The sequence below is a fragment of the Microbulbifer thermotolerans genome (genome assembly GCF_001617625.1).
In the GTDB taxonomy this organism is placed as follows: domain Bacteria; phylum Pseudomonadota; class Gammaproteobacteria; order Pseudomonadales; family Cellvibrionaceae; genus Microbulbifer; species Microbulbifer thermotolerans.
Map to the genome: position 1 here is coordinate 3,605,048 of NZ_CP014864.1, position 23,532 is coordinate 3,628,579.

Genomic DNA, 23,532 nt, shown 5'->3' on the forward strand with positions numbered 1-23,532 from the left:
AAAATTGTTTGGCCCTATTCCACACAGGGAGCAGGCTCTACTTACCCGAATAGGAAGTTATGGCAACAACGGACTAAACATGAAGTAGCCTTCTCACCAAGTTTTTCAATTGGTGGGTGTCCATTTTCACTAATTGGTGGGTGTCCATTTTCACTATTTTCACTACAGTGGGTGTCCATTTTCACTACAACATGTGCTTGTTATGTGTGCCGACGTTCGCCTCAAAACAAGGAGCCTTGAGGTTCATCGCTGTTTAACAGCGCCGGATCAACACCCTCGATTCCGCCAAGCAAGAAAGGACTAGATGGATCATGTTTTTGCTGATTCTTGATTACCGTATCGTGATTGAAAGTTGCATAGCAGTAAGAGCAGCCATGTAAGCATGTGTTATAAACACCGATATCGATACTTTTTATGCAACCACACTCTTCGCGCTGACCACTATCTTTTTTCCCATCAAGACTCAGGCCAAAAACATCTTTAATCAATGCATCATCAATGCACTTACCATGAGGCACCCCAGCACTAGCGACATCGACGGCTTCTGCACAACTTTTTATTTCCATGCCATGCGCAACAGCAACCTTCGCCATGTAAGCTGATAAATCCAGTAGCTGCTCATGCTGTTGGGTGATATCCGAGTAAATCAGACTATCAACCTGCTTCAGGTTCTTCTCGGTTTTCTTGTAAAAATCGGCGAAACTTATCACTACTCGACTAGTTTTTCCCACCAATGCACCAGCAATTTTACTGAACAAGCGTTTATGTTCATCTAGAGGCAACAGGTTAGACAGCAATATCGGATCGTAGCGCCACACAACCCTTTCTGGGCCAATTTGTTGGCTAAGTTCGATGAAGGTTTCAATCGCACGGTGGGGATTAGGTACCGACTTTTCGATCGTGCGAGGATAACCTGTAATGGTGTATTGAAAGTAGTAGCGATAACCTTGGGCATCCATCTCCGGCAAAAAGGGCATAAGTTTGGACGGGTTTCTGGTCCAGAACACTAGTACCTCAACATCTTCCGGCTTTAACGAGACTCGCTTAATCTGATGAGCGTTAAACGGATTGCGAGTAAGCAAGAAGCCTTCATGCACACGATTGACAAACCAGTCGGAGTAGAAAGCCGGAATATCGGTTCGGCGGCTAGCGCTGATAATCATAACTTCACTCCAACAAACATGATTGAATTCATATTAAATTTCGGGCCTACAGCCTCAGCAACGTCATTTGGATAACTATACCCCGCCCAGTCACACATAGACGATTCTTCGTAACTCAATTCAATTCGATCAAACATTGATCGAATATTTTTCTCTACAACACCCTCAGGGCGATCATTGATTATGAGTACCCCTCCATCAACAAGCACGGAACCCACCTCATCAGCCAAGTTAATACATGCCTCCTTGCTCAACTCAGAAATTAGGTAAGAGATCGTTACCAAGTCAAAGTTCTCATCAGAAATTAAGTCAATGCCGTCGCTCACATTCAAATGCACTGTCCGATAATTAACCCAAGGAAAGAAACGTTCCATTACATCGTCGAATACTTCGTCCCATTGATCCTCGATATCGAGTCGAACAACATCAACAGACAAGTCAAGCTGCCGACTTAGTGCTTCTTCCTCAAGATATTCGAGAACACCGCAAATGTCTGAACCCGGCCCACCTCCGACAGATAATATTTTTACGTATCCATATCCAAACCATTTATCAACCACATCATAAGGAATATTTTTTGCACCATGGTAATTCTCCTTGCAGTGTACTGGAAAATAGCGCAGCACATAGAGCTTTCTTTTTTCCTCACAGGCGTAACTGATTTCATTTCCATAAAAAAACTGGCTTTGAAAACAGTCCAAACAACTTTGACTTCTGGGTGTCTGGCATTCACAATCTGAAAATGCTCCTGGATTTAAATTATCGTAATAATCTGTAATTAAATCATCCATTAAATCAGTCCTTCGAAGATAAAGCTGACATCAGCAAGAAAATAGTCGCAAAGAAAGATAGCAGTAACTTCCATGCTTGCCTAGGACATATAACATTTATATCATAACCCCAAAGACCAATCCCCCCACGCCCCATATCCCAAAACGCAATTAACCCCAGAATGCCCCGAACCCCTTGATACGTCAATCCTCAGCCATAATTGGCTCGATGGTGCCAGTTATAAAAAACGGTCTTCACGACTCACATCCACATTCTCAACGCCCATTGTAACTATTTGATTTAGCTCGGCCTTTCTGCCATTTCTAACCGCACTTCATTAATATCGGCCCCGGCGAATGAAATCTCTTCCGCAGATTGGTCACGATCAGGTAATACCTCCTTCTTTCGACAAGCAGTTTCTGAACATAAGGTCCGAAAATGTGGAGTTTGATAAGACCACTAAGGAGGGATTCTTATCAGTAGTATTTACGCCGAAGCGGCCGTGGCTGTACTCGCTTAACGATAAATCCAGAATAATTTGGCCATGTCGCTGGCGTAAGTGCAGTCCTCGGGTAATGGAGGCAGTGCAGCTGTGGATTCTGGAATTAGGTTTTAGCAGTGCTTTTTGTAAGGAGGGCGAAAGGGAAAAGTGTATTCGATCTGTCACACGTTCAGCATTCTCTTGCCATTAGTTTGCTGACTGCCGAAAGGGATATCTGCAATATTCTGAATCGGTCGGGCTACAAGACTGTGCGCCATATAATGATTTACACCCGGCATCGGAGCGCGGGGAGGCGAGCCCTCCGGCTAGCGAGGGCTCTTCGGCAGTTATTCAATACCCCGCACAAATTCCCCCACATTGCGGTAAAAGGTTTCACAGGCTTCCGGCACCAGAGATTCCAGGTTCAGGAAGGCGTGGATCATATCGTCGAAGTGCAGTGATTCACAGGCGATGCCCGCCTTCTGCAATTTTTCAAGATACTGGTCTCCTTCGTCCCGCAGTGGACAGAACTCGGCGGTAATCACAAGGCTCTTCGGCAGGTTACCGGTAAATTCACCGTGCAGGGGGGAGGCATCGCGGCGGTTTTCCGCCCCTTGGAAATAATTGTCGAAGTACCAGGCAATTTTTTCTTTTTCCAGAAGATAACCGCTGCCGTTTTCGTCGATTGACGGTGTCTGCATGGTGTAGTCGAGGCTTGGGTAAATCAGTACCTGGGCGGCGATGTTGTGACACTGGTGTTGCAGCAGACGGCTGGCCGAGGCGCACAGGGCACCGCCACCGGAGTCACCCATCAGAATCCAGCGGTTGTTGTGGGGGATGGATTTTTTCTCCAGAGCCGGGCCCAGGTTGTTTACAACGGAAAGCAGGTCCTGCAGTCCGGCCGGGTAGGGGTTTTCCGGCGCGAGGCGGTAATCGAGCGATACCAGGGGCCGGTGGCAGGACTCGGCGATACGGCGGCAGATGGGATCGTAGACGGTGACGCTGCCGGCCATATGACCGCCGCCGTGACTGTAGATAATGACCGGACCCGGCTCGATATCTCGGGGCGAGTAGATACGCACCGGCACGCGGTATTGCCCCCCGCAGACCAAAGTTTCACACACTGCCATCTCTGGGCCCGGCTCCACAAAGGTGCGGGTCAGATTGGCGAGACTCTCCCGCGCACTGATCGGCGTGGCCTCAAAGCCCGCCGCTTTCAGTTGTGCCACCTGTGCGTTGACGCCGGCGAGCCACTCCGCCAGTTTTGGATCAAGCTGTCGCATTTTCTGCTCCCTTTTCTCTCACCTCGTTTTTTTTGCCGCTCTCCGGCAGCAGGAAGGAAAACACAAACAGGGAAGCCGAACAGGCCACGGCAAAATAAGCCGCATATGCCGGCTCGCCCGAGCTATCTGCCAACAGGCCGGCGCCGAACATCAGCGCTGTCTCCACGCCGTAGGAGACAGACCAGAACATGCCAAAGGTCACGGTGATGCGCGCCAGCGTCATGCCAGGCAGCTCCTGCGGCAGTGTTACCAGCGCGGTCATCGGCAGGAACATAAAGAAGCCCGCCAAGGCTGCGGCGGCGTAGGCGACGATGGGGTTGCGGCTCACCAGCATCAGGGCGGCGAAGAGCACCAGTGCCAGGCCTGAGTAGCGCAGTACCGGCAGGCGCAGGGGGTAACGCTTGGTCACCAGAATACCGGCAGCGGTCCCCACCATACCGGCGAATATCATCACCGCCGACAGGTCTTTGCTGGCCACGGCAAAACCGTCGATCAGGGGAAACAAAGCAAAGACGGCGATATAGCAAAAGAGTACTCCGCAATAGGCCAGGGGCAGCCACCAGTTAAAGGGTTCACGCACCCCCTGCGCCAGGCCGTAGTTTTCTTCAGGCTGATCGCCGCCACCGGACAGGGGGAAGTTCTCCGCCGCCAGCCACCAGAGCAGCGCCAGCGCCACCACCATCACGCCGTAGAGGGCAATTACCGACTGCCAGCCGCCCATCCAGGCGGCCAGTGCCGCGGTTGTGAGCAGTGCGAGCAGGTTGCCGGTATTGAAGGCAGCGGCGTTGATGCCGTTGATCAACGGCCGCTCGCGGGCGGAAAAATAGTGCAGCACCACCGGGTTGAAATACACAATCGCCAGGGCGCCGCCGAGCCCCAGTGCCAGTCGCGACAGCAGCCAGCCGCCGTAACTGCCGGCGAGGGCGCCCAGTCCGCCAGTGGCAATGAGCAACATCGCCAGCGCGAAGGCGCGCTTCGCGCCCAGACGCATCAGCAAGGCAGCTGCAACCAGATTGCCGACAATTTTTGCCAGGGTGATGACATTGCTGCCCCAGGTGGCATTGGCGAAGCCCGCTTCGCCGAAGGATGCCTGTATCGCCGGTGTCAGCATGGCCCCGGAAACCCAGGAGGCGGCGAACAGGGCGTAGGCGGTAAACATCAGGCCTTCGAGCAGGTATTTTTTCATTTGCCGATTCTTTTTCTCGTTTTCTCTATCAGAGGTGGCATCGCGGTGCCCGGAGCACCGGAAAAAGCTTTATAAAACCGCAGGCAGGTGTATAGGTGTATTCAACAACCCCCAGGGAGGCTAGATTGCGCCGCGCGCGCCGGCACCGCTATACGACCTTGGTCGCAGGGCTTTCCGACAATTGCTTTTGCCGCGCAAGCAGCAGCGCGCGCAGTGCCGCCGGGCGCAGTGGTTTTTGCAAAAATTGCCAGCCCAGATCCCGAGCGCGGTTCTTAACCAGATCGGTGTTTTCCGCAGAGATAAGGACACAGGGCACAGGCCGCCCCCAGACTTCCATCAACTCCCCGGCAAGGGCGATACCGTCTATGCAGTCGTCCAGGTGAAAATCCATCAGCAGCAGGTCCGGGCACGCCAACCGCAGCGCCTGCTCGCGGTTGCGCGCACAGTGGACACTGCAGCCCCAGCCGCCGAGCAGCGCCTGCATGGCCTCGAGAATCGCGGGCTCATTGTCAACGCAGACCACTTGCAAGCGCAGCGCCGCTGGCGATTTCGGCAGTTGTGCCGGCACCGGGACCGCGCGCGCGGCCCGCCGCGCCGGTGGCAACAGTACGCGGAAGACACTGCCGCGGCCCGGTTTTGAGCCGAGACTGATGGGCGACTCCAGCACCCGGCACAGACGCTCCACCGTGGCCAGCCCCAGGCCGTAACCCTGTTCACGCTCCTCGCCGCCAGATACTTTCAACCGATAAAACTCGCGGAAAATATTTTTCTGCTGGGACACGTCTATGCCGCAGCCGGTATCCCAGATTTCCAGTGCAATACCGCCACCACGTCGGCGCGCCCCCACCAACACACCGCCGCGGCGGGTGTATTTGATCGCGTTGTCGAGGAGATTCTGCACCACCCGGCGCAGCATTTTTTCATCGCTCATTACCCAAAAATCGGACGGGCGGTAGCGCAGGCGGATATTGCGGCCATCGGCGGCGAGGCGAGACTGCTCGACCGCATCCGAAAGTACCCGATCCAATTCGATGGGGCGGATATCGGGGTGAATATCGCCGGCATCCATGCGCGCTATCTGCAGCATATCGGTGATCAGTTGCTCCGCCGAGGCCAGGGCGCTGTCGGCGCGGCGGAGCAGACCGCGACTTTCCCCGTCGAGACGACGCTCGCCGAGGGCATCGAGGAAGAGGCGACTGGCGTTTAACGGCTGCACCAGATCGTGGCTGGCGGCGGCGAGAAAGCGGGTCTTGCCGCGGCTGGCGGCTTCCAGCTCGCGGTTCAATTTCTCCAGTTCGGCGGTGCGCTCAGCCACCTTCTGCTCGAGAGAATCTTTTACCTCAGTCAATTCCCCCAGGGCGCGCTGATAATCGGATACGTCGGTATAGGTGGTCACGAAACCGCCCCCGGGCAGAGGGTTGCCGCGAATTTCCAGCACAGTGCCGTCGGTGCGGTGGCGCTGTACCCGGTAAGCTGTACCGGCCCGAAGGTGCTCCACCCTTTTGCGCACGTGTTCCTCCACCGTACCGGGACCACACTCCCCACGGCTGGCGTTGTAACGCACCAGTTCCGCCACTGGCTGGCCGACATAAATCATCGACGGCGGATAGCGAAACAGTTCCACATAGCGCCGGTTCCAGGCCACCAAGTTCAAATTGGCATCCACCACCGAGATACCCTGGTCGATATTATCGATGCTGCTCTGCAACAGCCCGCGGCCAAAGCGGTAGATGGCCGAGGCCTGCTCCAAGTTCTGGGCGCTCCCCAGTTGGGACACCAAGCGACGGGCACTGGTGGAACCGACAATACCGGCGAGGATCTTTTCCACAGTGTCGCGGTAATCGCCGCCGTTTTCTCCTTCCAGCCCGGCAAAAGTCCGCTCCGCCGCATCGGCGCCGACAAAGCGCGCTAACAGTTCGCGCAACTGCACCTTGTCAACCGGCGCTTCTTTCGCCCCCTGGGCCATAGGCCGCCAGCGGTGCAGCCCCCCGGATGTCAACAGCAGAACCGCGCAATTCACCCCCAGGCCGAACACGCAAGTGACCGACAGCGGGCTCCACCCCAGCCCCAGCCAGCGCGCCAGTAGGTCTCCGCTCCCCAATCCAGCCGGCAGTGCCGACAGTGCCCAGACAGCGCTGCCCGCCACCAATCCCGCGATCACCCCCGCCGGGCGCAGGCGCGGCCAGCGCTTCGGCCAATAGACGGCGGCCACCATCGCGGGCGCCAACTGCACCACCAGCGCCAGCGACAGCAGGCCAAAGGTGCCGAGACGGACACTGGCGCCGATGGCTTCGCTCACCGCGAAGGCGGCGAGCATAATCAACGCAATGATGCCCCGCCGCACCCGGCGAAGATCCGAGCCCAAAGCGCCGCCGGCGGGGCGCCGGTGCAAGCGCTGCAGCCACAGGGGTACCACCACGGCATTGGAGATCATGGTGGACAGGGCGATGGTGGCGATAATCACCATACCCGAACCAGCGGAAAGACCGCCGATAAAGGCCAGCAGGGACAGCCACTCAGAACCACCGTGCAGGGGTATACCGAGGACAAAGCGCTCCGGGTTGTTGTAGGTGTCCGGCAGCCACAGCAAACCGCCGTAGCCCACTACCAGAATCGCCACCGCCAGAATCCCCAGGTAGATGGGAATCAGTTTGCGCACCGGGCCTATGTCTTCCTCGCTATCGCTCTCGACCATCAGCACATGGAACTGCCGCGGCAGGCAAAATATCGCCGCCATCCCCAATACCACCACGGCAAAAAACCCGGTGTCCGCCGGACGCGCTTCACTTAACCGCGCCACCTTGTCGCTCGCCAGTGCCGCCCGCGCCAGATCGGCAGCACCGTCAAAAGCACCGGTCACAACAAACCAGGCCACGGCGACGAATGCACCTATCTTCACCAGTGCCTCGAAAGCCACCGCCAGCAGCATGCCGTTGCGGTGCGCGCCGCTGTCGATATGGCGGGTGCCGAACAGCAATGCGAACAGACCGATGGTGGCACTGACAAAGGCCGTTACCGCGGAAGCGCTGATATCGCCGCTGTCGGCCAAAAACAAAAAACCGTCCGCAACCGCGCGCAACTGCAGCGCCAGATAGGGCAGAATCGCCACCACCGCGAGCAGCGCCACCGCCGCCGCCAACCACTGGGAGCCGGCGAACTGGGCACTGATGAAGTCTGCAATGGAAGTGGAACCCTGCTGCTTGGACAGGCGCACAAAGCGGATCAACAGGGGCGCACCGAAGATCAGTATCAGACTGGAGCCGACAAAGGTCGGCGGCAGCAGCCACCCCTCCTCCACCGCCTGGGCCGGAGTGCCGAAAAACATCCAGGCACTGGTATAGGTACCGGCCAGCGCTAGCAGAAAGGGTTTAATGGGGCGGATGCGCGAAGCCGCCAGCCGGTCCCCCCAAAAGGCAATGGCGAACAGCAGCAACAGATAGGCCAGGGCGACAACGGCCAGGGTGGTCAGGCTAAACAAGCGGGCACACCTTCGTTATTCTTGTCTGTACACAAACCATACCCCAGCGGCTGTTTTTTGTCCCCCATCCCCATCGTTCCCACCGTCATACCTTGGTCTAGCAGGCAAATGGACCCGGGGCCGATAGAGTGACAGCTCCGAGACTTATAACAACCATAAATTTGGTGATTGGAGAGAGTCATGAACAAAACGATAAAGAGCGCAGCAAAATTTCATCCCCTCGCCGCCGCCGTGATGCTCGCCTGCGGCGCGGGACTCGCCCACGCCGATGCCGGCCTCGAAGAAGTGACCGTAACCGCCCAGAAACGCGAACAGTCCCTGCAGGAAGTGCCAGTGGCAGTTACGGCCTTTAACGAAGATTCACTGATTGAAAACGGTGTCGCCGACCTGAGCGACATTCAGAAACTCACCCCCAACACCACACTGCAGGTCAGCCGCGGCACCAACTCCACACTGACCGCCTACATTCGCGGTATCGGTCAGCAGGATCCACTGTGGGGGTTTGAGCCGGGCGTGGGTATTTATGTCGATGATATCTATGTGGCCCGGCCCCAGGGGGCAGTGATGGATGTCTTCGATGTGGAACGCATTGAGGTTCTGCGCGGCCCACAGGGTACCCTGTACGGAAAAAATACCATCGGCGGCGCGGTCAAATATGTGACCAAGCGGCTCACCGGTGATACGGAATTCCGCATCCGCGGCGCCATCGGCTCCTACAACCAACGCGACATTGTGCTCAGCGGCCAGACAGGCCTGACCGACACTGCCGCCATCGGTTTTGCTGTGGCCAGTTACCAGCGCGACGGCTATGGAGAAAACCTCCTGACCGGAGCCGACAACTACAACAAAGACATTCTCTCCGGACGCGTTTCTCTGGAACTCAACCCCACCGACACGCTTTGGATCCGACTCGCCGCGGATAGCACCAAGGACGATTCCAATGCGCGCTTTGGCTTCCTCATGGAGGACGCACCCACAGGCAGTGAAACATCGCCGGGCAGCGTCTACGACCATGAGTCGAATATGCCTTCCGACAACTCAGTAGAAACCAGCGGTGTTTCCCTAACCGCTGAGTGGCAGCTGTCCGAAAACCTGACCGTAAAATCCATTACCGCGAGCCGCTCCGGTGAGACTGAAACCAATATCGACTTCGACAGTATCAGCCGACCGGATTTCGATGTGCCGGCCTATTACGAAGACGACCAATTTACCCAGGAATTCCAGCTGAGCTGGAGCGGCGAAAAAAGCAACCTGGTTTCCGGTATTTACTATTACGAGGGAACCGCGAAGGGCAGTTTCGACGCGGTACTGGGCATGTACGGCATCACCCAAAACGTCAGCGGCTCGGTGGACACGGAAAGCATCGCTGTCTATGCCAACTATGAGCTGGCTCTGACTGATGCCTTAAATCTCACGCTCGGCGGCCGCTACACCGTCGATGAAAAATCCGCGGATGTGTTTAAAGGAAACTATCTTGGCCTCTACTCACCGGAGTTCGCCGACCGCTACGACGGAGAACCTGCAGTTGCAACCCCCTACGCGATACTGACCGACTACAGCAACAGCGATGAGTGGGGACAGTTTTCACCGAAAGTCGGCTTCAACTATCAGCTCGATGAAGACACCATGGTCTACGCCAGCTACAGCTCTGGCTTCAAAAGCGGTGGCTTTGATATGCGCGGCGATGCCAGCGTAATGCCGGAAACGGAAGACGGTTATGACCCGGAAACCGCGGACACCTATGAGCTAGGCGTAAAAGCGGAACTCTTTAACAACCGTATCCGTTTGAATGCCGCGGCTTTCCACACCAACTATGACGACATGCAAGTCACGGTACAAACCTTTTCTGAAGCAACTCAAAACTTTTCCAGTGCTGTGATCAACGCGGGTAAATCGGAAATCCAAGGTCTCGAACTGGAAATGATGGCCAGTATCACCGACCGCCTGACTTCCAATATCGTGCTCGGCTACACCGATACCGATTACCTGGAGGTGATCGATGGCGGTGTCGACGTCTCGGACCAATGGGGCGCATTCCAGTACAGCCCCGCGAAGACGGCTCTCGGTCAATTAAGCTACAACATCGACGCCTTCGAAGGCAGCCTGGTTCTGAACGGCTCAGTCTCCTATCGCAGCGAAATGCAGATTTACGCCGCCCCGAGTCAACTGGACGTAGGTTCCGTCACACTGTTCGATGCCGGAGTGACTTACTTCAGCGGCGACGACAAATGGCAGCTGAGCCTGCAGGGCAAAAACCTGACCGACGAGGAATACCGCAACGCAGGTTACACAGCCTTCGGCTGGATAACCGGCTACTACGGTGCGCCGCGCACCGTCGCGCTGACCGGCAGCTACAACTTCTAAACCGCACACGGTGCAAATGACGACCGGGGCCCGCGCCCCGGGGCACTCCTCACCCCGGCTCACCGAGCTGAACCTTGCCGCCGCGACTCCTCGGCGGCTTTTTTGTTTTCATCACCACCGCCTTTGCTGCGGTGAGATCAGCACTATCTGTCGTTGCTTTGTACAAATTGGCGGCAAATAACACACTATGGCAGCAGTTTCCTCTAGGCTGGAAAGAGGCGTGGAATAATTGCGCGCCGTTCCAAAGAACCCATGAGGTACCTGCAGTGCAGAAGTTGTGTTGTATTCTGCTGGCAGTGGCCATGGCGACAGGAGTTGCCGGTTGTTCCACAACCGCGCCCAAGGGAGCCCCCAAAGCCCTGACCGTGAACGGCCAGAAATTCCACTGTATCGAACAGGAGCTGGACTCCAAGATTCTCGTGCGCTGCGTCCCGAGTCCCTAGGGAGCCTCTGATTAATTCATTTCCTGGTGGCAGAGGTTCTTCGGGGGCGGATGTGAAGCTCAGGTGACAGGACGGATATTTCGAAGCCGTCGGATACAAGGCGGTATCCGGCGGAACTACAGGGAAGTACTCGTGCGTTTTCGAAATATCCATCCTATTGTCTGAGCGCCCCGGAACCTACCATTAATTCACTTCCTGACGTAAAAACGCTTTGGAGCCAGATGAGAAGCTCAGGTGATCGGCTGGCCATTTCGAAACCGTCGGATACAAGGATGCATCCGTCGGAGCTACAGGGAAGTACTCGTGCGTTTTCGAAATATCCATCCTATTGCCTGAGCGCCCCGGAACCTACCATTAATTCACTTCCTGACGTAAAAACGCTTTGGAGCCAGATGAGAAGCTCAGGTGATAGGCTGGCCATTTCGAAACCGTCGGATACAAGGATGTATCCGTCGGAGCTACAGGGAAGTACTCGTGCGTTTTCGAAATGGCCAGCCTATTACCTGAGCGCCCCGGAACCTACCGCAGTGTTCACGCGAATTAATCAGAGGTTCTCTAGGGGTAGATTGACGTGCCAATCCCCCTCTCTGCTCTGGCCAGCAACTAAGCTATTCAGAAGAGCCAGGGAGCGACGCAACGATGAGCAAGTTAGTACAGTTGTGGCTGCTGGGTGCGGCACTGGTGGTGAGCGGTTGCCTGGGTGTCGGCACCGAAGAGGCGCCGGTGGTGCAGTCGGCCGGCAACATCAATACCGTCTGCGGCAGCAAGTGGGAGCTGAAGCGGCTCAGAATCAACGGAGAAGCGGTTCCGATCGACGATACCAAGCGCTTCACCTTCCTGTGCAGCCGCGACGGCAACGTCATGGGTAAAAGCGGTATCAACACCTATCGCGGCGCTCTGCAGATTACCGCCAATGGACAACTGCTCTGGGACACTTCCAGCTTCGCCTCGACAAAAATGGCTGGTCCGGAAGACCAAGTGCAACAGGAAAACAGTTACTTGCGCGCGCTGGCCGGCACCCGTCAATCCTTTACCAAAGCGGGCGGTAAACGCCTGATTTTGCGCGATCCCTCAGGGAATATCTATATAGAATATGTCAAGGTTGGGCCATGAACGCGGCCGCAGACTCGGCGGCTATTTTGGTGTTAAATAGCACAAAAATAACGAGAGCCACTCTATGCCGCACCTCCGCAACCTGTTTCCCCCGCTCTTGCCACTAGTACTGCTGCTGGCGCTTTCGGGCTGTGGACACCTGAGTGAAAGCGGGCCGGCTGAGCGCGCGGAGGAATTTTCGGCCTGCGAAAATCACTGGCTGCTGGAGAGTCTGTCGGTCAACGGGCGCAAACACCGCTCCCGCCTGCTGTGGCAGAAACTCTTGCGCGACCGCCCCTATTTCACTTGTGACAAACTCGGCTATGTCCGCGGCAGCACCGGCAGCAATCCCTACCTGGGGCGCTTTGCGTTATCCGACAGCGGGAAAATATCCTGGCTGCAGGCCCCGGTAATTTCACGCGTGAGTGACGTCCGTGACAGTGGCGACCTGGAAAAAGATTACCTCAAGGCACTGCCGCAGACCGACAGCCTCACGGTAGAGGGCGACACACTAATACTGCAGGGCCCAGCCATCCGCATGGAATTCACCCGAGTGGAAAACGGCATCCGCTGACCCTGGAATTATCCGATTGAGTCACTCGCTGACGGTAGAGATACGGCGCTTGTGCAAATCAATCAGAGGCCCCTTACTGAGGCTTCCTTTAGAAAAATGGCGGCCAGTTGGCCGCCAAAAAAACAATCAAGAAGGGTTAAAATTCCGCTAAGCGGAGCGATGAGAGAAGACCAACGACACCTCGCATCTACTGCATGAACCTGCGCGAGGAAGACAAGCGTGTCGTTGTGATTGCATCGTAGCTATCTTCTGTGACAAACAGATGACACAGCCTTCCCAAACGCGACTCCGCGGCCCTTACCCGTACAGCAATCCGCACCCAAGGCCTTTTTTTTCCGGGAACCAGTGCGACTTAACGATTGCGCCGCTGGTGCTGTTCCAGGTTTTCCTGCCGCTTGCGCTCGCTTTTGCGCAAGAGCACATAGGTGGCGCCGAGGCCGCCGTGCTGCTTCTGCGCACTGTGGAAGGCCAGCACCTCATGGAGTTGTGGCAGCCAGGTGTTGACACAGCTCTTTAGCAACGCGGGCTGCTTGCGGCCCTCGCCCTTGCCGTGAGTGATCAGGGCGCAGCGAATATCCGCCTCTACACAGTCGCGCACGAATTCCAGCACTGCGCGGCGCGCCATTTCCACCGTGTGGCGGTGCAGGTCCAGACGCGCGTCCACCGGGTACTTGCCCAGGCGCAGGTTGCGGTAGACACCGTGTTGCACACCATCTCGCTTGAATTCCAGCAGATCCCACGGCTGCACCGGTTCAACAAACTCTCCGGCAAGGGGATTCAGCTCCTGCGCCGTCTCCCGCTCCGCGGCTTCGCGGCGCGCGCGCTGATTGAGGTCCGCGTGCCGGCGGTCCTTTTTCAAAGCCACGAGACGCTCCTGCGCCAGGGGCTCAACACCGCCGAGCTGGCACAAGGCATCCTGAAAAAGATCGCTATCGTTCACGCTGGCTCTCCACTTCCCCCTCGATTAATCCAAGAACAAGTCCACGGCCAGCTGGTGCGCCCTAGCCGGATTGTGGGCGTAGTCGGTAAAGTCGCTGACACCGCGCTCGGCCAGCAGTACTTCGTCGATCAACTGGCGGCCGCTCAGCACATTGTCCTGGGTGATCAGAATTTCGTAGGCGGCATCGGCCATTACCGCCGGTTTCCGGCTCTGCTCGAACAATTTGCGGTTACCCACGGCAAACTCTATTGCCGCCGTAGCTATCAAGGTCCGCGGCCACAGCGTGGTGACGCTGATACCCGCCTCGCGCAGCTCTTCCGCGAGCCCCATGCTCAAAATGGTCATACCGAACTTCGAGAGCGCATAGGGTCCGTAAGGCCCCAGCCATTTCGCCTGTAAATTGACCGGCGGGGACAGGCTGAGTATGTGGGCGCAATCCGACGCTTTTAGGTAAGGTATCGCCAAGTGCGCAGTGAGGTACACAGCGCGACTGTTGATACTTTGCATCAGGTCGTAACGCTTGGGCTCAGTGGACTCGACATTGGTCAGGTTGATGGCACCGGCGTTGTTCACCACTGCATCGATACCGCCGAAGGTTTCCGCCGTCTGCGCCATCGCCTCCTCGACCCGCTGCTCATCGCGCACATCCACCTGCAGCGGCAGAGCCCGGCCCCCAACGGCCTCCACTTCGGCCGCCACCGAGTGAATGGTACCGGAAAGCTTCGGGTGCGGCTCGGCGGACTTGGCGGCAATTGCGATATTGGCGCCGTCGGCGGCACACTTGAGCGCTATGGCGCGCCCTATGCCTCGGCTGGCTCCGGTAACAAAAATGGTTCTGCCCTTAAGGGCGCCGGTATTCGGGGTCAGGCTGACAAATTCTTCGCTCACTTTCGGCCTCCGGGGCAATCACTGCCGGGCTGTAGACCTCCTTGAAAATGTCGGGCATGCGCCTGGGTTTGCCGCTGGACAGCTCAATGCACACCATCTGCCACTGGGCGCGCAGTATCAGCGCTTCATCTCCAGCGCGGAGCACCTGGAAACGGCGGGTCATATTGATGCGGCCATCCACCCTGGTCAGCCAGGTGCCGAACAGCAGTTCGTCGCCCTCCCTGGCTGCCAGTATATAGTCGTACTCCGCATGGCGAATGGCCATACCGCGATCCAGCCCCTGGTAATTTGTGACATCCAGCCCCAGCGCCGCACTGTGGGCCCAGCCAGCGCTTTCACACCAGCGCACATATTCGGCGTTATTGGCGTGGTGCAGGCCGTCCACATGCTCGGCACGTACGGTAACGCGCCACACAAACGGGTGCGGTAATTCCCAGTTCATCAAGAAATTGTGCCCTTCGGTTTAAAGCGATCCGCCCACAGTGGCGGCTTCCCCGCAGTTGCAAAGAATTTTCCAGTTACGGACGCCGCCCGAGCTTAGGGAAGCTCTGGCGAATTCGCAAACCTGCTGTAGCTGGTTGCGGCTCACCGGACTCTTTAGGCCGGAAGGCTAGGGAACCTCTGATTAAACCACTTTCTGGTGACAGAGGCTCTTCGCGGGCGAATGTGAAGCCCAGGTGATAGGACGGATATTTCGAAACCGTCGGATACAGGGAAGTATCCGTCGGAGCTACAGGGAAGTACTCGTGCGTTTTCGAAATATCCGTCCTATTGTCTGAGCGCCCCGGAAGCCACCATAGTGTTCACGCGAATTAATCAGAGGTTCCCTAGGCCCCAAAACGAGAAAAGGCCCCGACTGGGGCCTTTCCGCGCAATGGGTTCAGATCGTCGATCAGGCCTCGGCCTGCTCTTCCTTGGTGCCTTCCGCCTGCTTCTGAGCCTGCGCCATGGCCGCGGCAAAGAGCGCGTCGAAATTGATCGGCGGCAGCATCAGGGCGGGGAAGGAGCCCTTGGTCACCACGTTGTCCACAACTTCGCGGGCGTAGGGGAAGAGAATCTGCGGACAGGCGGTATTCAGTGCCTGTGCCAGCTGTTGTCCCTCCAGGCCGGAGATGAGGAACAGGCCCGCTTGTTTCACTTCCACCAGAAACGCGGTTTCCTCTTCCAATTTGACGGTGATGGTCAGAGTCAGCGCCACTTCGTACAGGTTTTCATCGACCTTGGCGGTCTGGGTATTCAGCTCCTGATTGACCTGCGGCTTCCACTGTTTTTTAAAGACCTCGGGCCCCAGAGGCGTCTCAAAGGAGAGATCTTTCAGATAGATGCGCTGCATCGCGAATTGTACTTTCGGGGCCTCTGAATTTGCCGCCGCGCCGTTGTGTTCTTCAGCCATGTTAGTGTCTGTCTCGATGTGAGTGGTTTATTGATGCCTTCCGTGAGAAAGACTCCCTCTAAGAGCCTTTCAGATGGGGCCGTTGAAGCATGTTTCAAGAGCGGGCGTGGAATTTAATTGTGACCCCGCCCACAACTTCGCTCAGAACAGCAGCTTATCCAGCTCCCCGCTGCGCGAGAGTGCGATCAAATCGTCGCATCCGCCCACGTGGCGCTCGCCGATCCAAATCTGCGGCACTGTGCGGCGCCCGGCCTTTTCCGCCATTTCGGCGCGCAGTTGCGGATTTCCGTCCACTGAAATTTCGCGGTACTTCACCCCCTTGCCATCCAATAAACGTTTGGCGGCGATACAGTAGGGGCAGAAACGGGTAGTGTAGATAACAACGTCTTGCATGGGCGAAAGCCTCTGAATTAAGCCTTGACCAGCGGCAGGTTCTGGCTGGCCCATTCGGTCATCCCGCCCTGCAGGCGCCGCACCTGGAATCCCCTCTGCTTCAGCAACCGGCCCACGGCGCCGGCGTGCTGGCCGAGCTTGTCCGCCACGATCAGCGGCTTGTCCTTGAACGGTGTGAGTTCAGCGATGCGCTCTGCCACCTCGCTGTGGGGGATGTGAATAGCATCGACGATGTGACCCGCGCTGTATTCATTGCGGTCGCGCACGTCCAACACCCGCGCGCCCTCACTGTTAATCAAGCGGGTCACTTCGTGCACCGAGGCCGGAGTGCCCGCCTTGTAGCGCTCGTTCAACGCGAATACGTAAAGCAAAACCACCAGCAGGCTGACCAGCAGCCACTGTTCGCTTATGAAGACAAAAAAGTCCACTTCGCCCCCAAAATCCTGCTTGTTCTTGTAAACGGCACCACCCGGCGCCCAACGCGGCGGGAGTATACACGATCCTGGCGAAATCTTAACCAGCGATTTTGCGCACAAATTCCCTACGGCGTGCCCGCCCGCGTGGTTGAAGGGCACACAAACAGGTTAAAATCAGCGTCCGCGTTCAATTCACCAGCAAAGGAATCATCCCGCATGGCCGCTGCGCATTCCCAATCCAAACGCCCTCTGGTACTGCTGATCCTGGACGGCTTCGGTCACAGCGACAAATCCGAGTACAACGCCATCCACGCCGCCAACTCACCGGTCTGGGACAAGATCTGGGCCTCCAGGCCCAAGACACTGATCCAGACCTCCGGCATGGCCGTGGGCCTGCCTGAAGGACAGATGGGTAATTCGGAAGTGGGACATATGACCCTGGGCGCCGGCCGGGTGGTCTACCAGAACTACACCCGCATCAACAAGGCCATAGAGGACGGCGACTTCTTCCGCAACCCGGCCTATACCGCCGCGGTGGACAAAGCCATCGCCAACAACGGCGCTGTGCATGTCATGGGGCTGCTGTCCGAGGGCGGAGTGCACAGCCACGAGGACCATATCATCGCGATGGTGACCCTGGCGGCGCAACGCGGTGCCGAAAAAATCTATGTGCACGCCTTTCTCGACGGCCGCGACACGCCACCGCGCAGTGCCGAACCATCCCTGGCGCGCCTCGCACAAGTCTGCGACTCACTGGGCAATGCGCGCATTGCCAGCCTCGCCGGGCGCTATTTCGCCATGGACCGTGACCAGCGCTGGGACAGAACCCAGGCTGTCTACGATCTGCTGACAGAGGGCAAGGCGGAACACCAGGCCGACGACGCCCTGGCGGGCCTGGCCGCCGCCTACGAGCGCGGCGAAAACGACGAATTTGTGGCACCGACACGGATCGGCGCCCCGGCCCCGATTGCGGACGGCGACGCCCTTATCTATATGAACTTCCGCCCGGACCGCGCCCGCCAGCTGACCCGCGCCTTCACCGAGAGCGATTTCGACGGCTTCGAGCGCACTTCCACACCCAAGCTGGCGGATTTTGTGATGACCACCGAGTACGCTGCGGATATCCACGCCAGCTGCGCCTTCCCGCCGGAAAACCTGGTCAACTCTTTCGGTGAATACTTGGCGGCGCAGGGCAAAACCCAACTGCGCATCGCGGAAACCGAGAAGTACGCCCACGTGACCTTCTTCTTCAGTGGCGGCCGCGAGGAGCCCTACCCCGGCGAGACCCGCGAACTGATCAATTCACCCAAGGTGGCCACCTACGACCTGCAGCCCGAAATGAGCGCTCCGGAAGTCACGGACAAACTGGTCGCGGCCATTGAAAGCGGCGCCTACGATGCCATCATCTGCAACTACGCCAACGGTGACATGGTCGGCCACACCGGTGTTTTCGAGGCCGCGGTAAAAGCGGTGGAAGCTCTGGATCAGTGCGTAGGGCGAGTAGTGGACGCGGCACTTACCGCCGGTGGCGAAGTGCTGATCACTGCCGACCACGGCAATGTCGAAGAAATGTATGACACCGCATCTGGCCAGGTCAGCACCCAACACTCGACGCTGCCGGTACCTTTCGTATACGTTGGTGAACGCAAGCTCAGCCTGCGCGACGGCGGCAGCCTTGCGGATGTGGCGCCGACCATGCTGGCGCTGATGGGCCTGCAACAGCCGGCTGAAATGACCGGCCAAAGCTTGGTGCAATTCGACGAGTCATGAACATGCTCACCATCACTTGCCATGGAACGAAGGCTCGCGGCGGAGTCAGCTCCGCCGCGCACCGCCTCGCGGGCGTGCTCGCGGGGCTCATCATCCCCATTCTGTTGCTGGCATCCCTGCCAGCGGCGGCACAGACGGATGACAAGCAGCAGGCGCGGCTTGCGGAAATCAAGCAACGTATCGAGTCGCTGCAGCGGGAACTCAGCCAAGTGCGCAACGAGCGCGATCAGCTGCTGAAAGAGCTGGAGAACAACGAAAAAAATATCTCCGAACTGCACCAGCGCATCGATAAGATCAAGCGCGATATGCAGAGCCGCGGAGAAAAACTGCGCGAGCTGCGGGAGGAGCAGCAACAGCTGGAAGAGTCGCGACGAAGTATGCAGCGGCGGGTCGAGCAGGAGGTCGCCGCCGCTTACCGACTCGGCAGACAGGAGCAGATCAAGCTGCTCCTCAACCAGCAGAACCCACAGCACATCGCCCGTCACCTCCGCTACCACCAATACTTCCTTCAAGCTCGCAGCCAGGTTATCGACTCTTACCTCACCACCCTCAGCGCCCTGCAGACTGTCAGCAGCAGTATCCAGCGCGAGCGCGATACCCTGGACACAGAGAGGCGCAGGCTGCATGAGCAGAAGCAGCAGTTGCTCACCCGCCAGCGTGCGCGCAAATCCACGCTGGACAAACTGGCGGCGCAACTGGCGGACAAAAGTGGCGAGCTGCAACAACTGCAGAGCGACAGGTCCCGCCTGCAAAAACTCGTGGATGAAGTGAGCCGCACCATCGCCGCGCTCATAAGTCCCGGGGATCAGCAGCCGTTTGCCAAACAGCGCGGGCGCATGCAGTGGCCGGTCAAAGGGCGCCGCGCCAACGCCTTCGGTGCCACGCGCGCCAGCGGTATCCGCTGGAAAGGCATCACCATCCGCGCCGCCGAAGGGGAGCCCGTGCACGCGATACACCGCGGTCGCGTGGTCTTCTCCGATTACCTCCGCGGCCAGGGCATGTTGCTGATCCTCGACCACGGTGACGGCTATATGAGCCTCTATGCTCACAACCAGTCTCTGACCCGCAGCCTCGGCGAGTGGGTCGAGCGCGGCGATGTCATCGCCCGGGTCGGCAACACCGGCGGACTGGAACACAGCGGTCTCTACTTTGAAATACGCCACCGCGGCATACCGCAGGATCCCACCATCTGGTGCCGCCGCTAGCGGCACTCTCCTCCCCTCCCCGCCCCCGTCAGCTACGCTGTTGGAGAGCCACTGCACTACTTACCCCGTGAAAGGTCCAACATCCATACACTGCAAACGCGCCTACGAACCACCGCAGCAGAGGGATGGCTGCCGCGTCCTGGTGGACCGTCTGTGGCCGCGCGGCCTGAAGCGGGAAGACCTACATCTGGACATGTGGTGTAAAGAACTGGCGCCGTCCGATGAACTGCGCCGCTGGTTCAATCACGACTCCCGCCTTTGGGCTGCTTTTTACCAGCGCTACCACAAAGAACTGCGCGGCAAGCAAGAGGAACTCCAGGCCCTCCTGGAAGCGGCTGACGGGCGTCCCCTGACATTGCTCTACGCCGCGCGGGACTCCGAGCACAACAACGCAGTGGCACTGGCAATGTTCCTGCGGAAAGTCATGGGTTGAAGCGCTGACAGTGACAGCGGCCTTCCACGTTGTGGCTTTGTCCGTCAACTTAAAAACCCGGCAGCGCCCGCGGTCTACACTTTTGCGAAGAACCGAAGAAATAACTTAGAGGTTTCAACGACATGTTCATCCCCAAGGCGCTAACCACATTGATCGGCGCGGCAGCCCTCACCGCCCTGCCTCTGATGGGGCTCAGCGAAGGCAACACCACCGCAGCCCCCACCGCCGAGACAAGAACGCGCCTGCCGCTGGAGGACCTGCGTAACTTCGCCAAGGTCTTCGAACAGATCCGCCAGGGATATATAGAGGAAGTGGACGACAGCACCCTGCTGGAATACGCCATCAAAGGCATGCTGCAGGGATTGGACCCGCACTCTTCCTACCTGGACCGGCAATCTTTTGACGATTTACAGGCAAATACCACCGGGGAATTCGCGGGCCTGGGTATAGAGGTGGGTATAGAAAACGACTACATCACCGTTGTCACCCCCATGGACGATACCCCCGCCGCCCGCGCCGGCTTGAAAGCGGGCGACGTCATCTTGCGCCTGTCCGGCAAATCCATGAAGGGCGTCAGTCTGGAGGAAGCCGTAGAGCGCATGCGCGGCCCCAAGGGCAGTACTGTCACCCTCACCATCGCGCGCAAGGGCTATAAGGAACCCATCGACATCACCCTGAAACGCGATACCGTGCGGGTACGCAGCGTACGCAGCAGGCTGCTCGACGAAGGCTACGGCTACCTGCGTATCAGTCAGTTCCAGTTGGATACCGGCGACGACGTGGCGGAAGCCATCGTCAAACTTCAGAAAAAAGGCGAGCTCAAAGGCCTGATTCTGGACCTGCGCAACAATCCCGGCGGCGTGCTGCAGTCATCAGTGGAAGTAGCCGACGCCTTTCTTGAAGAGGGTCTGGTGGTCTACACAGAGGGCCGCACCGAATCCGCCAATCTCAGTTATTCCGCCAAACCCGGCGACCTGACCATGGGCGCCCCCATGGTGGTCCTAATCAATGAAGGCTCCGCCTCCGCCGCGGAAATTGTCGCCGGCGCTCTGCAAGATCACCGCCGCGCGGTGGTCATGGGCACTGAAAGCTTTGGCAAGGGCTCGGTACAGACAGTTATTCCGATCAACGACGAGCGCGCTATCAAGCTGACAACGGCGCTCTACTACACTCCCAACGGCCGCTCCATTCAGGCCCAGGGCATCACCCCCGACATCGTGGTCGATCGGGTCAAAGTCACCCGCCTGGAATCCTCACCGCGCACCACCGAGGCGGACCTGGCCGGCCACCTGGGCAATGGTAACGGCGGCAGAGAGCGCGGTGCCGCAGATCGCGAACAGGAGAAAGAAAATCGCGATGACTGGATGGGCCGCGACAATCAGATTTTCGAAGCCCTCAATGTACTCAAGGGCCTGAATCTGTACTCGCAGAGAGAAAAAGGGTTGCGCGAGCGGATCGCCCGCAGCGACTGACCCGGCGCAAGTCCGGAAAACTTCAGGGGATTTTGATTCATCGATATGCAGCGACATCGCGCTGGCGAGGAGCGCCGGCCCCTTCCCCCGCGCTCCGACCGCTTTTACAAACTGGGGGACGACTGGTACTTCCAGGTGCGCGGCGGCGCCTGTTTCGGACCCTACCCCTGCCGCGAAGAGGCCCGGCGCGCCGTTGAGCAGTTCTTCAAGCGGGAAAAAGACGGCAGCGGGCGCAAAATCGCCCTGATCCACCCATTGATCAACAGGCGGGCTTGAGCCTGTTCTCCTCCGGCTACAGCCGCATTTCTATACCGGCTTCCCGCATAAAAGCCTTGGCCTCGGCGATGCTGTATTCGCCAAAGTGAAAAATACTGGCCGCCAGCACCGCGTCAGCGCCACCTTGCAAAACTCCATCTGCCAAGTGCTGCAGATTGCCCACACCGCCGGAGGCGATGACCGGCACCGGCACCGCATCGGATACCGCCCGTGTCAGCGCCAGGTCGAAGCCATTTTTAGTGCCATCTCTATCCATACTGGTGAGCAGGATTTCGCCGGCGCCCAGCTCTGCCATCTTTTCGGCCCATGCTACGGCGTCGATTCCGGTGGGTTTGCGCCCGCCGTGGGTAAAGATCTCCCACTTGTTCTCACCCACCTGCTTGGCGTCAATCGCGACAACAATGCACTGGCTGCCGAAGCGCTCGGCGGCCTCGCGCACAAAATCGGGATTTTTCACCGCGGCGGAGTTGATCGCCGTCTTGTCCGCGCCGGCGTTTAACAGGTTGCGGATATCCTGCAGACTGCGCACTCCACCGCCGACGGTGAGCGGAATAAACACCTGCGAGGCCATCTTCTCCACTGTGTGCAGTGTGGTGTCGCGCCCCTCGTGGGTAGCGGTAATGTCCAGGAAGGTAATCTCGTCCGCGCCCGCTTCGTTGTAGCGAGCCGCAATTTCCACCGGGTCTCCGGCATCGCGGATATCGACGAAATTGACCCCCTTAACCACGCGGCCAGCGTCCACGTCCAGACAGGGGATAATACGTTTCGCGAGGCCCATACTATTTATTCCATTGATCGCAGAGCTGCTGCGCCTCGCGCAGATTCAATTTGTCCTCGTAGATGGCGCGCCCGGTGATAGCGCCGGCGATTTCGCCCGCTTTCAGCAACTGTTCGATATCCTCGATACTGCTGACACCGCCGGAGGCGATTATCGGAATCTGCACCGCGCGTGCCATTTCCAGCGTCGCCGGAATATTCACACCCTGCATCATGCCGTCGCGGGCGATATCGGTGTAGACAATCGCACTCACACCACAATCGGCGAACTGCTTGGCCAGTTCCGTGGCCTGCAGCTCGGACACTTCAGCCCAACCCTCGGTGGCCACCAGACCGTCCTTCGCATCCAGGCCGACGATAATATGGCCCTCGAACTCGCGGCAGGCCTCTTTCACCAGCTGGGGATTTTTGACCGCTGCGGTACCGATAATGGTCCAGGTGACACCCGCATCCAGGTACTTTTCGATGGTGTGCAGATCGCGAATGCCGCCGCCAATCTGCACTGGCAGATCGGGAAACTGTTTCGCAATGGCGGTGACCGCTTCGTGGTTGACCGGGTTGCCAGCAAAGGCTCCGTTCAAATCCACCAGGTGCAGCCGCCTGGCCCCCTGCTCAACCCAGTGCCCGGCAGTGGCCAGAGGGTCGTCGGAAAATACAGTGGCATCGCTCATCTCGCCCTGGCGCAGGCGCACGCACTGGCCGTCTTTCAGATCTATGGCGGGTATAACAATCAT

Annotated in this window: 22 protein-coding genes; 9 read left to right on the plus strand and 13 right to left on the minus strand. The window is 58.1% G+C overall.

Annotation, left to right across the window (positions count from 1 at the left end; translation table 11 throughout):
* Positions 1–221 precede the first annotated feature (221 nt).
* The 5 genes from A3224_RS14850 to A3224_RS14870 all read right to left on the minus strand — a co-directional run bounded on the left by A3224_RS14850 (position 222) and on the right by A3224_RS14870 (position 8,362).
* Positions 222–1,163 carry a DUF1848 domain-containing protein gene (locus A3224_RS14850; RefSeq protein ID WP_067156383.1) on the minus strand — a complete coding sequence of 314 codons (942 nt, stop codon included), beginning with the start codon at positions 1,161–1,163 and terminating at the stop codon, positions 222–224.
* Positions 1,160–1,954, minus strand: coding sequence for a hypothetical protein (locus A3224_RS14855; RefSeq protein ID WP_156481509.1), 795 nt, complete (start codon positions 1,952–1,954; stop codon positions 1,160–1,162). Before A3224_RS14855 ends, A3224_RS14850 begins: the two co-directional genes overlap by 4 nt.
* A gap of 808 nt (positions 1,955–2,762) precedes the next feature.
* Complete coding sequence (locus tag A3224_RS14860; protein WP_067156389.1) at positions 2,763–3,698, minus strand: alpha/beta hydrolase; 936 nt, start codon at positions 3,696–3,698, stop codon at positions 2,763–2,765.
* On the minus strand, positions 3,685–4,884 hold the full coding sequence (locus tag A3224_RS14865; RefSeq protein WP_067156394.1) for an MFS transporter: 1,200 nt from the start codon (positions 4,882–4,884) through the stop codon (positions 3,685–3,687). The genes A3224_RS14860 and A3224_RS14865 overlap by 14 nt, the downstream gene beginning before the upstream one ends.
* A gap of 148 nt (positions 4,885–5,032) precedes the next feature.
* Positions 5,033–8,362, minus strand: coding sequence for a hybrid sensor histidine kinase/response regulator (locus A3224_RS14870; RefSeq protein ID WP_067156396.1), 3,330 nt, complete (start codon positions 8,360–8,362; stop codon positions 5,033–5,035).
* A 180-nt stretch (positions 8,363–8,542) separates the two neighbouring features.
* On the opposite strand from A3224_RS14870, the gene A3224_RS14875 reads away from it, so the two are divergent.
* The 4 genes from A3224_RS14875 to A3224_RS14885 all read left to right on the plus strand — a co-directional run bounded on the left by A3224_RS14875 (position 8,543) and on the right by A3224_RS14885 (position 12,835).
* Complete coding sequence (locus A3224_RS14875; protein WP_067156400.1) at positions 8,543–10,726, plus strand: TonB-dependent receptor; 2,184 nt, start codon at positions 8,543–8,545, stop codon at positions 10,724–10,726.
* 266 nt (positions 10,727–10,992) lie between these two features.
* On the plus strand, positions 10,993–11,169 hold the full coding sequence (locus tag A3224_RS17035; RefSeq protein ID WP_156481510.1) for a hypothetical protein: 177 nt from the start codon (positions 10,993–10,995) through the stop codon (positions 11,167–11,169).
* Between the two features lie 639 nt (positions 11,170–11,808).
* On the plus strand, positions 11,809–12,282 hold the full coding sequence (locus A3224_RS14880) for an META domain-containing protein (RefSeq protein WP_067156403.1): 474 nt from the start codon (positions 11,809–11,811) through the stop codon (positions 12,280–12,282).
* A 64-nt stretch (positions 12,283–12,346) separates the two neighbouring features.
* Positions 12,347–12,835 (plus strand): META domain-containing protein, encoded by a 489-nt coding sequence (locus tag A3224_RS14885; RefSeq protein WP_067156406.1) that lies wholly within the window; start codon positions 12,347–12,349, stop codon positions 12,833–12,835.
* Positions 12,836–13,187: 352 nt separating this feature from the next.
* Here A3224_RS14885 and smrA read toward each other — a convergent pair whose 3' ends face one another.
* The 6 genes from smrA to A3224_RS14915 all read right to left on the minus strand — a co-directional run bounded on the left by smrA (position 13,188) and on the right by A3224_RS14915 (position 16,877).
* Positions 13,188–13,775 (minus strand): DNA endonuclease SmrA, encoded by a 588-nt coding sequence (smrA, locus tag A3224_RS14890; RefSeq protein WP_067156409.1) that lies wholly within the window; start codon positions 13,773–13,775, stop codon positions 13,188–13,190.
* Between the two features lie 24 nt (positions 13,776–13,799).
* The gene (locus A3224_RS14895) at positions 13,800–14,663 is read right to left on the minus strand and encodes an SDR family oxidoreductase (protein ID WP_082817564.1); all 864 of its coding nucleotides are present in this window, start codon (positions 14,661–14,663) and stop codon (positions 13,800–13,802) included.
* Positions 14,617–15,105 (minus strand): acyl-CoA thioesterase, encoded by a 489-nt coding sequence (locus A3224_RS14900; protein ID WP_067156414.1) that lies wholly within the window; start codon positions 15,103–15,105, stop codon positions 14,617–14,619. Before A3224_RS14900 ends, A3224_RS14895 begins: the two co-directional genes overlap by 47 nt.
* Before the next feature lie 450 nt (positions 15,106–15,555).
* Complete coding sequence (secB, locus tag A3224_RS14905; protein WP_067156417.1) at positions 15,556–16,056, minus strand: protein-export chaperone SecB; 501 nt, start codon at positions 16,054–16,056, stop codon at positions 15,556–15,558.
* A 141-nt stretch (positions 16,057–16,197) separates the two neighbouring features.
* Entirely contained in the window at positions 16,198–16,449 is a 252-nt protein-coding gene (gene grxC, locus A3224_RS14910; protein WP_067156421.1) for a glutaredoxin 3, read from the minus strand.
* Between the two features lie 17 nt (positions 16,450–16,466).
* Positions 16,467–16,877 (minus strand): rhodanese-like domain-containing protein, encoded by a 411-nt coding sequence (locus A3224_RS14915; RefSeq protein WP_067156424.1) that lies wholly within the window; start codon positions 16,875–16,877, stop codon positions 16,467–16,469.
* Between the two features lie 204 nt (positions 16,878–17,081).
* On the opposite strand from A3224_RS14915, the gene gpmI reads away from it, so the two are divergent.
* From gpmI to A3224_RS14940, 5 genes are all read left to right on the plus strand, one after another.
* On the plus strand, positions 17,082–18,635 hold the full coding sequence (gpmI, locus tag A3224_RS14920; RefSeq protein WP_067156429.1) for a 2,3-bisphosphoglycerate-independent phosphoglycerate mutase: 1,554 nt from the start codon (positions 17,082–17,084) through the stop codon (positions 18,633–18,635).
* Positions 18,636–18,637: 2 nt separating this feature from the next.
* Positions 18,638–19,840 carry a murein hydrolase activator EnvC family protein gene (locus tag A3224_RS14925; RefSeq protein ID WP_082817634.1) on the plus strand — a complete coding sequence of 401 codons (1,203 nt, stop codon included), beginning with the start codon at positions 18,638–18,640 and terminating at the stop codon, positions 19,838–19,840.
* A gap of 67 nt (positions 19,841–19,907) precedes the next feature.
* Positions 19,908–20,273, plus strand: coding sequence for a DUF488 domain-containing protein (locus tag A3224_RS16695; RefSeq protein WP_074901482.1), 366 nt, complete (start codon positions 19,908–19,910; stop codon positions 20,271–20,273).
* A gap of 122 nt (positions 20,274–20,395) precedes the next feature.
* Entirely contained in the window at positions 20,396–21,745 is a 1,350-nt protein-coding gene (locus tag A3224_RS14935; RefSeq protein ID WP_067156431.1) for a S41 family peptidase, read from the plus strand.
* Between the two features lie 45 nt (positions 21,746–21,790).
* Positions 21,791–22,021: a DUF6316 family protein gene (locus A3224_RS14940; RefSeq protein ID WP_067156433.1), complete on the plus strand. Its 231-nt coding sequence runs from the start codon at positions 21,791–21,793 to the stop codon at positions 22,019–22,021.
* A 16-nt stretch (positions 22,022–22,037) separates the two neighbouring features.
* Here the strand turns inward: A3224_RS14940 and hisF are convergent, their stop codons facing one another.
* Together hisF and hisA are read right to left on the minus strand one after the other, a co-directional pair.
* Positions 22,038–22,799, minus strand: a complete 762-nt coding sequence (gene hisF / locus A3224_RS14945) for an imidazole glycerol phosphate synthase subunit HisF (protein WP_067156436.1) — start codon at positions 22,797–22,799, stop codon at positions 22,038–22,040.
* A gap of 1 nt (position 22,800) precedes the next feature.
* Positions 22,801–23,532 carry a 1-(5-phosphoribosyl)-5-[(5-phosphoribosylamino)methylideneamino]imidazole-4-carboxamide isomerase gene (hisA, locus tag A3224_RS14950; RefSeq protein ID WP_067158115.1) on the minus strand — a complete coding sequence of 244 codons (732 nt, stop codon included), beginning with the start codon at positions 23,530–23,532 and terminating at the stop codon, positions 22,801–22,803.